Annotated in this window: 7 protein-coding genes; 1 reads left to right on the top strand and 6 read right to left on the bottom strand. The window is 56.6% G+C overall.

Annotated features, from left to right (window positions below):
- Positions 1-156 precede the first annotated feature (156 nt).
- On the top strand, positions 157-2079 hold the full coding sequence (locus RMR21_RS01920) for an O-linked N-acetylglucosamine transferase, SPINDLY family protein (protein ID WP_498669039.1): 1923 nt from the start codon (positions 157-159) through the stop codon (positions 2077-2079).
- Between the two features lie 63 nt (positions 2080-2142).
- Here the strand turns inward: RMR21_RS01920 and visR are convergent, their stop codons facing one another.
- From visR to RMR21_RS01890, 6 genes are all read right to left on the bottom strand, one after another.
- Complete coding sequence (gene visR / locus RMR21_RS01915) at positions 2143-2889, bottom strand: transcriptional regulator VisR (protein ID WP_498669038.1); 747 nt, start codon at positions 2887-2889, stop codon at positions 2143-2145.
- 11 nt (positions 2890-2900) lie between these two features.
- Complete coding sequence (gene visN, locus RMR21_RS01910; RefSeq protein WP_498669037.1) at positions 2901-3632, bottom strand: transcriptional regulator VisN; 732 nt, start codon at positions 3630-3632, stop codon at positions 2901-2903.
- Positions 3633-3991: 359 nt separating this feature from the next.
- Complete coding sequence (gene fliF, locus RMR21_RS01905) at positions 3992-5683, bottom strand: flagellar basal-body MS-ring/collar protein FliF (protein ID WP_498669036.1); 1692 nt, start codon at positions 5681-5683, stop codon at positions 3992-3994.
- A gap of 119 nt (positions 5684-5802) precedes the next feature.
- Positions 5803-12966 (bottom strand): hypothetical protein, encoded by a 7164-nt coding sequence (locus RMR21_RS01900; RefSeq protein WP_498669035.1) that lies wholly within the window; start codon positions 12964-12966, stop codon positions 5803-5805.
- Positions 12967-13199: 233 nt separating this feature from the next.
- The gene (gene glf / locus RMR21_RS01895; protein WP_498669034.1) at positions 13200-14357 is read right to left on the bottom strand and encodes a UDP-galactopyranose mutase; all 1158 of its coding nucleotides are present in this window, start codon (positions 14355-14357) and stop codon (positions 13200-13202) included.
- 110 nt (positions 14358-14467) lie between these two features.
- A complete protein-coding gene (locus RMR21_RS01890; protein ID WP_498669033.1) occupies positions 14468-16519 on the bottom strand; it encodes an O-linked N-acetylglucosamine transferase, SPINDLY family protein in 2052 nt (683 codons plus the stop codon).
- Between the last annotated feature and the right edge of the window lie 87 nt (positions 16520-16606).

Here is a 16606-nt window from a genome sequence, read left to right as displayed (position 1 = left end):
AGCATTAACCAAACTGGGACACCGGTCACGAACGCAAGACCTGTTTCAAGCAAGGTTCGCAGGATAGGGTTATGTGGATATTCAAAGTCTACGATACCTGCGCGCGTCATGGCGACTGTCTGGGCAAGGGACGGCAAGAGGATAGAACGGGACCCAATGCTAAACGAAATCAGCTACTCAGCCGCGTCGAAGCACTTCAAGACCGGTCAATACACACAAGCCTTGACGACGCTGAACAAGCTGATCGATACCAATCGCGATGCGCGAACGTACGCGCTCCTAGCGAAGACATGTTTGCGGATCAACATGCCGGAACAGGCAGCCACCTCTTACGAGCTCGCATACCAGCAGGGCGGTTTGGATGCTGAAAGTTATCTCGTCGAGAGCATCAAGCTCCATTACGACTGCGGACAAAAAGACAAGGCGCTTTCGCTCGCCAACAAGCTCATCCATAAATTCCACAAGTATCCTGAGATATGCTACATCGTCGGCACAATCCTGCTGGAACGGGGCGAGCCCAGAATTGCGCGGGCGCTGAAAAATGTCCTGATGAAGAGCGAGACGCTTGAGCACGTGAAGCTGGGTGCTCGCATAGCGATTACGACTTGGGATCTGTTCGATCCGAAAGACATTGAGACAGCGCGAATCCTTCTTGCGAAATTGCCACGCCAACAGGCCGTGCGTTTGATGTATCTGACGTTTTGCCGCGAACACAGCAAGTTCGACGCCGTGGAAAAGCACCTGCCGATCATCGAAAGCGCGATTGCCTCCGGAGAAACGGCTTTCATCGAGCTGGATGGTACGTTCTTCAATCTGCATTGGAGCGGCGACGAGCACATCAACCAGATGGCCCGCAGCAACACCCCGGTTTTTTCGCCAGAGATGAGCAGCAAACGCCGCAAGATGCCTCACGAGTGGGCACAAAAGATCAGAGTCGGCTACCTCTCCTCCGACTTTTTCGACAAACATGCGACCATGAAGCTCATCCGCCGTGTCCTGGAGCTGCACGATCGGGACCGTTTCGAAGTCACCTTGTTTTGCCACTCGGAACCCGACCTTCTTCAGACGAACCAGGCCGATCGCGCCTTGTGGGGACACGTCGTCACCATCAGAGACATGACCAACGATGAAGCGCTCGCCGAGATCAAGGCGCGGGGCATCGATATTCTTGTTGACCTGAAAGGCCACACGGCCGGCAACCGGACATCCATTCTCAACATGGGGGCAGCACCGATCCAGGTCGCCTGGATCGGCTTTCCGGGCTCGACCGTTAACGTCGACCTCGATTACGTCATTGGCGACCACTACGTGCTTCGCGACAGCTCCAAACCACACTACTACGAAAAATTCGCGCGGTTGCCGGAGACCTATCAGCCAAACGACCCGGTCAACCGTCCTTTGGCCAAGACGATCACCAGGGCGCAGGTCGGGCTTCCGGAAGACGCATTCGTTTTCGCGTCCTTCAACGCCAACCGCAAGATCACACCGCGCGCGATGGAGCTATGGGCAGACATCCTTAAACGCGCACCGAAAAGCGTCATCTGGATTTTGCACAACAGTCAGGACAGCAAAACCAATATTCTCACCAAGCTCATGGCGACGGGAATATCCGCAAAGCGGGTGTTCTTCATGGAAAAACTGGAGTTCGAGCTCCACCTCAACCGTATCACTGTCGCTGACCTTGGTCTCGACACTTTTCCGGTTAACGGGCACACGACAACCTCGGAGCAACTCTGGTCTGGCTTGCCGGTTCTCACAACGCAGGGCACAAACTTCGCATCACGTGTGAGCGAAAGTCTGCTTCACGCCATTGGCGCTCCCGAATTGATCGCGGAAAGCGAGGCCGCTTATGTCGATCAGGCCGTCGCCTACGCTCTGGATCCCGCGCCGCTGAATGATATCCGCGCACGCATCGATGCCAACCGTTTCACCATGCCCCTCTTCGATGCCGAGCGTTTCTGCCGTCACCTTGAGAGCGCATATGAAAAAATGTGGGAGAAAGCAAAGGCCGGAGACGAGCCTGATCACTTCGATGTGCAAGCTCTTCCAGCGCGTACCGCACCGTTCGAGGTCCGATAAAGCACGGTATGGCTGGCCTGAAGACCACCGTGGTTTTCACGCCAGCATCGGGTACCGATCATTTCAGTGGATGTAACCCATGCGAATGGCTTTTGCGATCGCCTGAATGCGATTGACGGAATCCAGCTTGATGGTGGCCGAACCCAGATAGGCGTTGACGGTGTGAACCGACAGTCCGAGCTTGACCGCAATTTCTTCGCTGATGCGGCCATCGCCGGCCAGTTGCAAGCAGGCGACTTCGCGCTCGCTTAAGGACTCGGCAGGCGTCACGCGACGCTCATCAAGCGCAAGCAGATCGACCATGACTTCAGTGCATTTTATATGCTGCTCAAGAACCAGCTCGTTATCGAGCAGCAGTCCACCGCCACAAAAAATCACATAGCCGTTGCCAATGCTGCCGAGGCGAACCGGAAGCGCCAGCCCGGGATAGGACAATTCGTCATTGCCAAGCCTCAGCATGAGGGCTGCGACATCCGGAATATCGGAAAACCCAGCACCGTTTTCACTCTTCCAGGTAACGGGGATCAGCGAGCGCTCCAGATGGTCGAGCAGGGCTTCGCCCATGACGCGGACTAGTTTTGCGCTTTGTTCACCGGCGCTCATACCCCAGTTTTCCAGTTCGCAGGACAGCTTGCGCTTATTGGGAAAGCCTGATGCAACAGCTCTTAAAACAACAAAGTTCTTGGCGCCCAGCAGACGCTGAATGGCGACGAGCTTTGGAAAAAGATCGGAACGACTGGTGGAGGTGCCTGTCCTTGCAGGAAAACCCTGCCCTGGGTTGGCACTCTCAGCTTCCTTGTAATACCCCATTCCGGTCGCCTTCAAACGAGATTGTTGCGAACCGCATAGGCAATGGCCTCGGAGCGGGTCTTTGTTGCCGTCTTGCGCATGACGCTGGTGATGTAGTTGTTGATCGTGTTGCGCGATATGCCCAAAATGGTCGCCATTTCATCGCTGGTCTTACCCTCGGCAATCCAGAAAAGGCATTCGAGTTCACGCTCGGTGAGATCGATATCGCGCTCCATACGGGATTCGGCAACGATCCCGGAGCTTGCGAAATAACCCGCCAGCATGGCCGCCTCCTGTAGCCGGTCGTCCACCGGAGCGCTGTCTTCGGCAAACAGCATCAGCAGCGAAAAGCGGATACGGCCGACGCAGAAGGTGACCGAGCAATACTTGCGATCCACCCCTTCCGGGATCACCGCATCGTCCGGCAAAAACAACATGCGAGGCTTGAGCAGCGCCAGGCATTTTTCCATCTCGCTGACACGGTTCTGATTGTTGGTCAGCTCTGCGCCCAGCTTGCGAACCAAATCGAACGGCCAGTCCGATGTTAGGATGAAATTGAGGCCCGCTTCCTGCAAAAGATCTTCGCGTGCCAACAGGTAGTGCGAGGCACCGGCATAGGACGCGATCATCTCTACGGCAGCTGTAACGTTGCTGTCCCCAGCCGCGATGGAAATATTTCGCATGAGCTGGTCGCGCGGCAACGCTTTCACCGATCTGTCGAACGGCGTTGCAGAGAGCCTGCGAACATCAACATCCACCTTCAATAGCCTAGGCCCTCTTATTCTCCAGAAACGGAGATTTCTTAACCGGGACGGAAATCATTTCCATTCAGAAACGCAACCAAAATAAGGAACTGCGTCGCTGACGACCGAATCATTGCATTTTAGGAGACGCTACGGCAAACGCCATAACCAGTCCAAGGCATTCCACTTATTTCGTCTCTTTGTCACGACAAAGGGAGCATATTGATGTTCTCAATGTCGCACAGGGTTGATTTCATTATTCCAAGGTAAATTATCGGCTTGATGAACAAATGATAAATTCTGTCCCAAAAAAGAACACGCGCTTCGATTGGATGCAAGGGTAAAACGAAAAACGACCGGTAGAAAACCGGCCGTTTGAATCACGCTGCTTTTTCGATTGCCCATTTGCGCAGTATCTTGGCCGCACGTTCCTCGCTGATTTCCACCATGCGAGACAGGCGGCGCTCGGGTCCTTCGCGAACACGGCGAGTGAAATCGCCACCGCCATCGTCGCCGGACAGGAGATCGTCGGTGCTGTCGAAGCCGAAGTCCGCGCCGAAGCCGTCCATGAGACCTCCGCCGGCGCTTGCTCCGCCCATGGCAGGCGAGAAGTCTGGGAGTTCGAGACCCGCGGCTTCCTGGCCGATTTCTGCAGGAGACGATGCGTTGCCACCCGACATGGAGCGTACGATAGGGCGTACGCCGAGCCAGACCACGAGGAAGGCGACCAGAACGAAGGCCAGTGAGTTGATAATACCTGCCGAATTGCGGCTCAAGACTTCCGTAAAGCCTGGACCAGCAACCGCCTGATCGAGCAACTGTGTCTCGAGGAAGTCCATGGCAGTGATGGTTACGATATCGCCCCGATCAGTCGAAATACCCGCAGCTGATGCAACGATTTTCTGCATTTCGGCAAGATAGGCGTCGATCTTAGCCTGATCGGCATTCTCGCCGATCATCTTTGCCAGACGACCTTTGTTGACGACAACGGCGATGGAAATCTTGTCGACGGTGTAGCCATTGCGAACCGTGGCTGTCGTCTTCGAATTGATTTCGTAGTTTGTCTGCTCTTCTTTTTTCGCAGTCTCATCTGAAGATTTAGGGCCGCCACCACCGCCCTGAGGGGCTGCTTGCGGTACGTTCTGCTCAACGGTTGCAGCCGAGTCAGGTGTTGTTTCCTGAGACTTCTGGTCTTCCTTGGTGGTGCGCACGGACCGTTCTACGCGCGATTCAGGATCGAAAACCGTTTCCTGGATCTGCTGAGTGTCGGTGTTCAGCTCGGCCGTAACGGTGGAGCGAAAATTGTCCATGCCAAGAAAGGGCGCGAGCGCCTTGTCGATCTTGGTTTCGAGCTCCTGCTGGACATTCTGGGAAAGTGTCAGCGAGCGGTTCAACGCGCCGTTGCCGACATCGTCGCCGGAGGCCAGAAGCTGGCCAGTGGAATCGAGAAGCGTCACATCGTCAACCTCAAGGCCGGGAACAGCCGAAGCGACGAGATGACGAATGGACGATGCGGCCTTGCGGCCAGCAGATGCGCTTGCGCGGATCATGACAGATGCGGTCGGCTTTTGCTCGCCACGACGGAAATTTCCGACATCGGGCATGACGATATGAACGCGGGCAGCGGCAATCCCATCGATTTGCTGGATGGAGCGTCCAATTTCACCCTCAAGGGCGCGAACACGGGTGACTTCCTGCATGAAGGAGGTGAGGCCGAGAGAACCGACATTGTCGAACAGTTCGTAACCGGCATTGGCGCTGTCGGGCAAACCGCGCTCGGCAAGCAGTAGACGCGCCTTGCTTGTCATGCCCACTGGAACCTGAAGACTCGTACCGTCAGACCCGATCTGAAAATCGACATTCGCTTCTGCAAGCGCGATGCTGATCTTGTTCAGATCCATCGTTTCGAGGCCGACATAGAGCGTTTCGTAGGCAGGTTTGTTCACATAAAGCGCAGCAGCGAGAATGATTGCCATGGACAATACGCCCACACCACCCAGCATCAAAAGCCGCGTCTGGCCGAGAGCCGCGAAATTTTTTAAAACCTGAGGGAATTGATTTAACAGATTCATTCTGTTCCGCACCGTCATTCAATGAGTCCGAGACCTTCTGGTCCCATTGGCACACTATGCGGCGAAGCTTGCGCGAGCGTTTCCCCTATCCGTTTCCCTTGTCTAAATTACGCATCCCGTCAGGAAACGTAATTTGAGATAATGGCAGACACCTGATTGGGCGTCAGCGACCCCATATGGGTGTTGAGGATCGTATCGATCTGCTGGCTGGACAGGCTCACCAGCGTGTCAGTGGACAGTCCGGTGACACCAGTCGGGCTGAAGGCTGCGATATCGGAGGTGGAGAATTTCGCGATATTCTCCTTGGAGAGAGCCGCCACCTGGGCCGATGTCAGCGCGCCGACCTGCGCCGGTGTCAACGCCTCGCTCTGAGCAGTCGTCAAAGCACCGATCACGCTGGTTGCCAGACCGGAAATCGCGCCGGTGGAAAAGGCCAGGATGTCGTCAGTTGAAAACAGCGCGATATCTTCTGTTCCCAGCGCCGCCGCCTGGATGGCGTTCAACGCGTTGATCTGCGTTGTCGTCAACGCATCGACCTGCGTCGTCGTCAGTGCGACGATCTGATTATAGCCCAACGCGCCAACCTGGCCCGCACTCAAAGCGCCGATCTCGCTGGTCGTCAATGCCGCGACGATGGCAGTCGACAAACCCCGGATGGAGCCTGAGGCAATAGCTGCAATATCTGCCGTCGAAAATGTCGACATGCCCTGTGTGGTCAGGCCTGCCAAGCCATCTGCGCTGAGTGCTGCAATCTGCGCGGTCGAGAAGGATTCGACCTGATCCTTGCCAAGCGCTGCGACCTGCTTGCTGGTCAGCCCGGCGATACCGGCCGTTCCCAAGGCCGCCAGTTCGCCCGTAGACATGGCCGCTATGAAGTCAGTCGGCAATCCGCCAATGGCCGACGAGTTGATGGCAGCGATCTGGGCCGAGTTGAGCGTTTGCAACTCTTCCGCTGTCAGCCCCGCCACTGCCTTTGAAGTGAGGTTGTTGACCTGTGTGGTGGACAGCACATGCAATTGTTCCAGACTGAGAGCCGCGACCTGATCGCTGGAGAGACCGGTGATACCGCCCGTGCTGATCGATACAATCTGACCTGTCGAGAGAGCCGCGATGTCAACCAATTCCAATGCTGCGATCTGCTGCGAGCTGAACGCAGCGACCTGGCCTGTGGACAGGACGCTGATCTGATCGACAGTGAGGGCGGCGATCTGGGCCGTGGAAAGGCCCGAAACGCCCGCCGTGCTGAAAGAATGGACGACTTCGGTGGATAGCGAAGCCAGCGTCGCCGTCGAAAGGCCGCTGATGGCGGCGGCACTGATGGCCGCAAGATCAGCCGTCGAGAAGGTCAACAGATCGTCCGTGCCGAGGGCAGCCAGCTGTTTCGACCCCAGGGCCGCCACCTGAACGGGCGTGAAAGCTTCCACCTGATCGGGGCTAAGGGCTGCGATCTGGCCCGTTGTGAGCCCGGAAATACCGGCCGTACCAAGGGCCGCAATTCTTTCCGTCGGCATGGCGGCAAGCGCCGAGGTGGATAGGCCTTGGATCACGTGCGCTGGCAACGCCGCCAGATCATCGGTAGACAGTACAGCGATATCGTCCACATCGAAGGCGGAAAGCTGCATTGAGGTAAGAGCGGCAACCTGTGCAGGCGTCAGCGCCTCCACCTGCTCGGTCGAAAATGCCTTGATCTGGCCGCTCGATAAGCCTGCAATGGCGGCCGTACTCAGAGCCATGATCTGCGCCGACGACAAGAGCGCCGCGTCCTCGCTCTTCAGCACGGCAACTTGCTTGGAGCCGAGAGCTGCCACTTGTGCCGTCGTCAAGGCTTCCAGCTGCGCTGGTTTCAAAGCCGCAATCTGCGCGGTCGAGAGACCAGCAATGCTGGCTGTTCCAAGAACAGCGATGCGCTCGGTTGGAAGTCCGGCAAGTGTCGTGGTCGTGAGACCAGCGATCGCACCCGAAGGCAGAGCCGCAAGCTCGGCAGTCGAAAACGCGCCGAAGTCGTCCGCGCCCAAGGCACCAACCTGCGCCGAGGTCAGCACGGCAACCTGCGTCGTGTTGAAGGCCTCGATCTGACCCGTCGATAGAGCCGCGATCTGGTCTGTGGTGAGACCGGCTATGCCAGCGGTGCTCAAGGCCGCGATCTGGCCTGTGGATAGCGCGCTTGCGCCGGCCGTGCCCAAGGCTGCGATCTGCTTGGAACCGAGCGATGCAACCTGCGCCGTCGTCAACGCACCGATCTGCACGCTCGTCAGGGATCCGATTTGTCCCGTGGACAGGCCAGGAATACTGCCAGCTCCAAGCACGGCGATGCGCTCGGGAGAAAGACCGGCAAGCGTCGCGGAGGATAGTCCAAGAATAGCGCTTGAGCTCAAGACCGCGAGTTCAGCGGTCGAAAACACGCCAATGTCGGCGGCATCAAGCGCTGCGACTTGCGACGAGGTGAGGACGGCGACCTGCGCTGTGTTCAGCGCCTCGATCTGAGCTGTGGAGAGTGCTCCAACCTGTGCTGCGGAAAGCCCGGGTACACCGATCGTACTGAGCGCAGCGATCTGGGCCGTGGACAGCGCACCGACACCGACCGTTCCAAGGGCTGCAATCTGCTTTGAACCGAGCGCACCAATCTGCGACGTGGTCAGCGCTCCGAACTGTGTCAATGTCAACGATGCTATCTGGGCTGTGGAGAGACCCGTCATCGCCGATGAGGATAAAGCCGCAATGGTTTCAGCAGGCAGCAAAGGCAGCATGTCGGTGGACAGGCCCGCGACCGCGCCGCTGGAAAGCGACAGAATATCTCTGATCGAAAAGACCTTCAGATCGTCTAAGTCAAACGCTCCTACCTGCGCAGAGCTTAGGACAGCAACCTGGCCGGTTGTGAGCGCTTCCGCCTGAGCCGTGGTCAACGTGGCGATCTGCGTGGTCGAAAGACCCGTGATGCCGTCTGAACTCAAGGCCGGTATCTGATGCGTGGTCAACGCTTTGATCTGATCGGAGTTGAGGGACGCCACCTGCCTTGAAGACAAGGCTGAAACCTGCGTGCTCGACAGCAAGCCGACTTGGTCCGTACCCAAAGCTGCGACCTGTTTGGTCGTCAAGCCTGATATACCAGCCGTGCTGATGGCGCCCAGTTGGAAGGTCGTCAATGCTGCAACCGTCTCAGTCGACAATCCGGAAATTGCAGCGGAGCTGATCGATGCGATGGATGCTGTGGACATCGACGTCAGATGGTCGCTGCTCAGCGCCCCGATTTGCTGTGACGTCAGTGCCGAAATCTGTTTCGTCGACAACGCAACGATCTGCCCAGTGCTCAAAGCGCCTATCTGACCGGTCGTCAGGCTTGCAACAGCGCTGCTGCTCAAAGATGCAAGCTGAATCGGCGTCAGACCCTTGATGGTATCTGTCGGCAGGGTCGCAATAATGGCCGGATTGATGGCGCCAATATCAGCGTTCGAGAATTGCGCTATGCCATCTTTTCCCAAAGCGCCGATCTGTGCAGACGATAAAGCCCCTACCTGGAACGCGGTCAACGCTTCAGCCTGCAGCGTTGTAAACTTTGCAAGCTGGGCCGGGGTCAGCCCCGAAACGCCAACGGTGCTCAAAGCCGCAATCTGCGCTGTCGTGAATTTTGCGACGTCGTCAGGGTTGAGAACGGCAATCTGGCCGGCGGTCAGCGACGAGACCTGTTTGGTGGTCAAGGCGGGAATTTGCGTGCTGTCGAGCACGGCGACCTGACGGGTCGTCAGCGCCGGGACGCTAGAGGGATTCAGTGCCGCAATTTGCGCTGTCGTCAAGGACGCCAGAACGGCCGTCGACAGCCCGGAAATGGCATCGGGTTTGATGGCAGCTATATCGTCTGTCGAAAATGTCTTGATCGCGGCCGTCCCGAACGCATCGATCTGATCGCCGACCATTACTGATATTTGTATGGTCGTCAGTGCTTGCGCCTGCAATGGCGTCAGCGCCGCAATCTGCTTGCTGGACAGGCCAGAAATACCGGCAGTGCCGATGGCGGCTATCTTCTCGGGAGTCAGCGCCGCAATCTTGTCCGTGCTCAAGGCGGCGATCTGGGTGGCGCCCAGTTCACGCACCTGGGCTGTGGAAAGGCTGCCGATCTGGAGGGTTGTCAACGCAGCCACTTGAGCGTCGGTCAGATTTTTAATCGTAGCGGGTTGAAGGGCTGCAAGTTTATCGGTGGTCAGCGATTGCAGATTTGCCGTATCGAGCGCAGCAATCTGGGTGGAACTGAGCGCCCCGATCTGCGCCGTCGTCAGCGCCCCGAACTGGGCCGTATCTAGAATATCGATCTGGTCAGCCGTCAAACTTGCGACGGCGGACGTCGACAATGCCTCGACCTGCACTGCTGTCAGTGCTTTTATGACAGTCGTGCTGAATCCGGAAATAGCCCTTGCTGTAAAAGCGGCGATGTCTGCTGTTGAAAATGTCGCAATATCCTCAGACCCAAATCCCGCAGTCTGTGCTGATTTCATCGCAGCGAGCTGACGTGTGGTAAAGGCATCCACCTGTAAGGTCGAGAGCGCCGAAATCTGATCTGACGTCATCGATCCAACGGAGCCAACGCTCAACGCAGCAATCTGGTCCGCCGAGAGTGCCTCGATCAGGTCTTTCGATAATCCGCTAATACCGCTTGCGCTCAGGGCTGCAATAGCCGCCGTCGAAAGTGCCTTGATGTCTTCGGCCTCAAGACCTTTTATCTGGTTCGATGTCAGCGCGGCCACTTGCGACGACGACAAGGCTTTCATTTGCTCACTCGAAAGAGCCGTTATCTGCTCCGCAGTCAACGCGGCCAACGTCTTTGGCAACATAGTAGATATTTGCGCTGTGCTCAACGCAGCAAGAGACGTTGACGGAAGGGCTGAAACTTGCGTGGTACTGAGGGCTCTGGTCTGGCCTGTCGTCATTGCTGCGACCTGAGTGGCCGTTAAGGCGACGATCTGATCCTTCGTCAATTTCGAGACGGCATTGGCGCTCAAGGCCGCAATTTCTGTAGGCTTTAACGAGGCAAGAACCGCCGTTGAAAGGCCCGAAATGGCCGTCCCGCTTAAAGACGGGATGGAAATTTTCGCGAGATCAGAGGCATCCAGCACACCAAGCTGCGCAGACGTGAGCGCACCGACCTGGATGTTTGAAAAATGCGTGAACATGTCCGCTGGTAGAGCATCAATCTGATCTGTGGTCAGCGCGGCCACGGAAACCGTGCTCAACGCAGCCACTTGCACGGATGTCAGCGCAGCGACGACGGCCGTGCTCAAGCCCTGAATGGCCTTGGAGCCGATTGCGGCGATATCCGCTGTCGAAAACGTGGCGATTTGTTCTGTCTCAAGCGCGCCGAGTTGCGATGAACTCAAAGCTTTAACTTGGGTCGGGGACAAGGCTTCGACCTGAGCCGTCGTCATTGCGGCGATCTGCGCCGTCGACAAGCCGGCAATCGCTGCGGTGTTCAGAGCTGCGATACCCTCATTCGCAAGTGAGGCAACTGTTTCTGCGGACAGCAATTTGATTTGCGCCGGTATGAGCGCGCTCAGTTGGGTTACCGTCAATTTACCCAGCTGGAGGCCCGTGAACGCGCCAAACTGTTCCGTGGACAAGGCAGCAATAGCAGCTGAACTGAAGGCTGCAACCTGCGCTTCCGTCAGGCCCTTCAATGCGTCGGCGCTCAAGCCCGCAATGCTTTTGGTCGAGAGGGCGGCGATATCATCCGTCGAGAATGTCTTGATCTCATCGGCGCCGAGAGCCGCGATCTGGGATGAAGTCAGAACTTTGACCTGCGCCGCAGTCAGTGCCTCGACCTGATCGGCAGAAAGCGCGGCAACCTGCGTTGTGGTCAGTTTGGCAATAGCACCTGTCGACAGCGCGGCGATCTGATTGGCCGTGAACTCGGCAAGGACGGACGCATCGAGTCCGGGAACCGCTTTGCTGGACAAGGCTGCGAGCGCTGAAGGAGCAAACTTGTCAATGTCATCCTTAGACAGAACTGCCGCCTGAATGGATGTCAGTGCAGCCAGTTGGGTCGCTGTCAAAGCGCCCGGCTGGCTCGATGTCAGCGCCGATATCTGATCGGTCGTGAGCTTTGCGAACGTGCTGGCACTGATTGCCGCCACCTGCTGTGAACTCAAAGAAACAACAATCTCCGTCTTCAAGCCCAGAGCAGCTGCACTCGTGATCGCAGCTATATCGCCCGTTGAAAACGTCGCGATCTGATCCTTATCGAGCGTTGCGACCTGGGTCGAACTGAGTGCCTTGACCTGAGCCGGGGTGAAGGCCTCCACCTGCGCGGTGGAAAGCGCACCGATTTGCTCTGTGGTCAGGCCCGTGATTGTTTTTGTCGAAAGCGCTGCGATCTGCGTCGGTGTCAAAGCCTTGATGTCAACGGTCGTAACGGCTGCCACTTGAGACGACGTCAGCGCACCGATCTGGCGGACGTTCAAGCTAGCAAGCTGCGTTGAGGACAATTCCGCGATCTGGCTGCTCGAAAGGCTAGCGATTACAGCCGTGCTGAATGCGCCGACAGCCGCTGCCGTTAAGTTGGAGACATCTCCTTGCTCGAGTGCGGAAATCTGGTTGGCCTTCAGGGCAGACGCCTGATCGGGCGTAAAATATGTGAAGTCGACGGAGACGAGGCTTGTGAGTTGTTCGCTCGTCAGTTTCCCGATTGCTTGGCTATTGATAGCAGAAAGTTGCAGATCGGAAAAAGCACTGAGTGCTTCCGTTGTCATGGCGGGCATGGCAGTTGCCGTGATTGAAGCGATCTGAGCCGTGCTTAAAAACGGAACGACTTGGTAGCTCAATCCCGGCATGGCTTTGCTGGAAATCGCGGCCATATCTGCGGTGGAGAATTCTTTGAAGTCTTCCGGGTCGATTGCTGCCAGTTGCTCAGAGCTGAGAGCTGCGATCTGCGATGGCGTGAGTGCTTCGATGGTAACATTGTTCATGTCGGCCAGCTGCTGGGTGGTCAACGCTGCGACCTGCCCTTGGCTGAAGCTTTCGATCGAGGCCTTGTTGAGAACCGCAAGCTGATCAAGCGTCAGCCCTACCATTCCGCTTGTCGAGATGCCACTCAGCTGTATCCGCGACATCGTTTGCAGATCTTCTGTCTCGATCGCCGATATCTGTATGGATGAAAATGCGCTGATCTGCCGCGAAGACATGGCAGACACCTGATCGGTCGTGAGGGAGGCGACGTCTTCCGTGGACCAGCTTGCAACTGTGGCCGTCGATAGCTTCGAGATCAGGCTGGGTGTTAAAGTAGGAATGATCGACGTCATGTGCAGGCCTTGATCGCGAGTTCAAATATCGAAGACAGTTCGGAAGCTACAAAGTCTCCGGACGAATGCCTGAACAGCACGAAGAAAATAACCCTGCCCAGCCCCTGTCATGCAGAACGTTGCCTGAGCCAACGGCCAAGGCATAAATCCAGCTGTAACAATCCTAGGTTTGGTTGCTTGCGCGAGGCTGTCAGATTTCTCGATCTAAAAATCGCAGCTAGCGCCCAGTCAGCTTAAAGCGGAGGATTGAGGAAGGCAGGCATGGGCTCGCCCGCCTGGTCATTCGACAGGAAGAGAGCAGCCGTATCCAGCGCCTCACGAATGGTGACGTCCATATCCAGATACCGATAGGTTCCCAGCCGTCCGACGAAGGTCACGGCTTTCTCCGCAGTCGCCAGAGCTGCATATTGCGCCAGTTGCTCTTTTTCCTCGACAAGCCGAATGGGATAATAGGGCACATCGTCGGGGCCGCATTCGCGCGAAAATTCACGGTAGCAGACCGAGCCCTGATGCTTTTCCCACGGCGAGAAATGCTTGTGTTCCGTAATGCGCGTATAGGGAACCGAGACCTCCCCGTAATTCATGACCGCGCAGCCTTGGTAATCGCCATCATAGGTGAAGCGTTCGAAATCGAGCGTGCGATAGCCGAGCCGACCATTGGCATAATCGAAATAGCCATCGAGAGAACCGGAGTAGAACGTGTGGTCATAGCCATCAGTTTCGCTGCGCTCAAAATTGCTGTTGAGATGAACCCTGATGCCAGGATGGTCCAAGATACGCTCGACCATCGGGGTGTAGCCGGTTTCCGGCATGCCCTGATATTTGTGGAAGAAGTAGTCATCATCGTAATTGAAGCGCACGGGTAGGCGTTTGAGGATCGACGCAGGCAAGGCGGTTGGCGAGCAGCCCCATTGTTTTTGCGTGTATCCTTGGAAAAACGCCTCATAAAGATCTCGCCCGACGAAGCGTAGGGCCTGCTCTTCGAACGTCTGCGGGTCCTTGATCGTCTTGTCGGCCTGATCTTCGATAAATGCCTTCGCCTCATCCGGCCGAAACGTCTTGTCGAAGAACTGGTTGATGGTGTGAAGGTTGACGGGAAGTGAAAACACCTCGCCACGGCTCGTCGTTTTCACACGGTTCTTGTAGGGCATGAAGGTCTGGAAGCGGTTGACGTAATCCCACACGTTCGCATCGTCGGTGTGAAAAATATGCGGGCCATAAACATGCACCATCACGCCCGTTTCAGCGTCGCGCTCGGTGTGGCAGTTGCCTGCGATGTGGCCGCGTCTGTCAAATATATCGACCTGGTGGCCAGCTTGCGCAAGCTCGCGACCAATCACGGCGCCGGAGAGACCCGCACCGACGATAGCAATCTTTTTCGACTGGGACACGCTCGACCTGCCTTATTGAATGTATCGATCGCGAGCGCGCAACAAACGAAACAGCGCACGGATCGAAAGATGTTGGGGACGTTGCCGGGGAACCGGTTTGATCGGAACGCCTATGCGTCGTTGCTTCCGTCACTGGTCCACAGCCTGATGTCATGGGGAATGGCAGCAAAGGCATTCCACTCCCTCAACTTTTCCAGATATCGGTTGCGGTAGGTCTGCTCATCAACGAATTCCAGATTTTCCAAAACAAGTTCGGTACCGATTTCGTAGTAAACATCAAGGTTTCGCAAATCGGGAACTGGCGCTTCGCCCCGCTCCGCTTCGCCTTGCATCTGCCAAAACAGCTCCTCCAGACGACGAGCCAATCCGGGAATGTCGCGCAGAGCACTCGTTTCACGATTGGCTTGCAGCTTGTCTCTCACCTGCTTCAAGGTCGTGGGTTCTTTGGCGTAGGCAATCGCTTTGTCGACATAGTCTTCTGGGCCCGTGCAGATCAGTTCCGGCACGCCGGTTGCAGCCACAACGCTGCTGCAAAAGCGTGCGGCGAAGCTCTTGCCCGGGAACGTCAGCACGGGAAGGCCGACCGTCAATGCGTCACCGGCCGTCGAATGCGCACCGTAAGGGAAAGTGTCGAGAAACAAATCAGCCACGGCAATGCGCGCCAGATGCTGTGCATTGCCGGCCTTGGGCGCGAAAATGATCCGCTCAGACGCGATACCCGCAGCCTGCGCCAAGTCTCGTAGTCGCTGATCGGCCTTTTCGTTGCCGCTCAGCAGCCACAAGATGCTGTCAGGCGTGGCTGTCAAAATCTTCATCCACTGGTCAAACGTGCCGGAGGTGATCTTCTGCATGCCGTTGAAGCAGGCAAATACGAAGGCATCTTCCGGCAGCCCTACGCTCGCCCGCGTCGGCTTCTCGGCGATTGTGCGCTTGCGATCGATCGGTTGATTGCAGGCAATGCGCAGAACCTTCTCAGAGTAGTAGATCTCGCTTTCCACCGGCACGATTTGCGCGTCTGCAATCATATACTGGTGGAACGGACTGCCCATCGAGCCGGGATAACCGCAGAAATTGACGATGACAGGTGCGGGACGATAAGCGAAAATTTTCGTGCGGGCATGTTTCGTGTAACCGTTGACGTCGATCAGGATGTCGATCTCGTCCTTGGCGATCTGTCGCGCGGCAGCTTCATCTGTCAGCGTGCCGATGTCATGCCAGCTGTCGACGGCTGCCTTCATGCGCGTCTGTGTTTCGTCGTTGGCAACTGGATCGCCACAGTAATAGGCGTGGATTTCGACACTTGTCTTGTCGTGAAATTCCAATACCTCGCGCAAAGCAAAGCCGACGGCATGGTCGCGAAGGTCGGACGAGACGTAACCGATGCGCAGGCGTTGCCCTGTCCCGGTCTTCTGTTTGACCCTACCACGCGGAAAATCCTTGATATCAAGGCGGCCGACGAAACCATTGTTGTAGACGTAGGCACGGGCCAACTGGAACATCGGGTCGTCGGAATAGCAGCCCAATGTCAGCGGCGACATGGCATCCACCATCTGGCGCATGGTGATATGGTTCGACGGTATGAGGATTGGCCATTTGCACTGGCGCTGGCGAATGGCACTCCAGTGTTGGCCGGTTTCTGGCTTGTCCGGCCGCAATTCCATGGCCTGCCACATCACAGCCTCGGCATCGTCTAGCAAACCGGCATTTTCCATCACACGGCCAATGTGCTGCAACGCCATGAACCGGTAGGACATACGGTCGGCGGTGCTTTCGTCCGTGCTCTCCACAAAACTCTTCCACTGCTGGATGGCCTGTGGAGCTGCACCGGCGTCTTCATAGGCCCGCCCCAGGTTGATGTGGGCAGGACCAAACATGGGGTCGACTTTCAGGGCGGCACGCATGGCGTTGATCGAGCCTGGCAGGTCGTTGAGTTGGCGAAGGGTGACAGAATAGTTGAAGTAAACCATCTGTTGTCCAGGCTGGGACTCGTTGAAGGCAAGCCAGGTCTTGTAAAGCTCGACCGCCTCGGCTCGCCTACCTTCTGCACTGAAGGCTTCGGCAAATTTAAAAAGGTCCATCAGAGACAGACGCTGGGTCTTCGCAAGCTCAAGCACATTCGGGAAAAGCGAACTGGAGAAATTGCCGTTTGTTACACTATTCATCAATCTGAACCCCGAATGTGGCATGCCGTTCGCCACATGTACCATTATCTATGGAAATCGGATTGCAGATTAATACGTCGAAGCTTG

It is taken from the genome of Agrobacterium sp. rho-8.1, from assembly GCF_033957725.1.
Taxonomy (GTDB): Bacteria; Pseudomonadota; Alphaproteobacteria; order Rhizobiales; family Rhizobiaceae; genus Agrobacterium.
The sequence above is the reverse complement of the archived record's forward strand: the minus strand, read 5'-3'. Positions and strand labels throughout refer to the sequence as shown.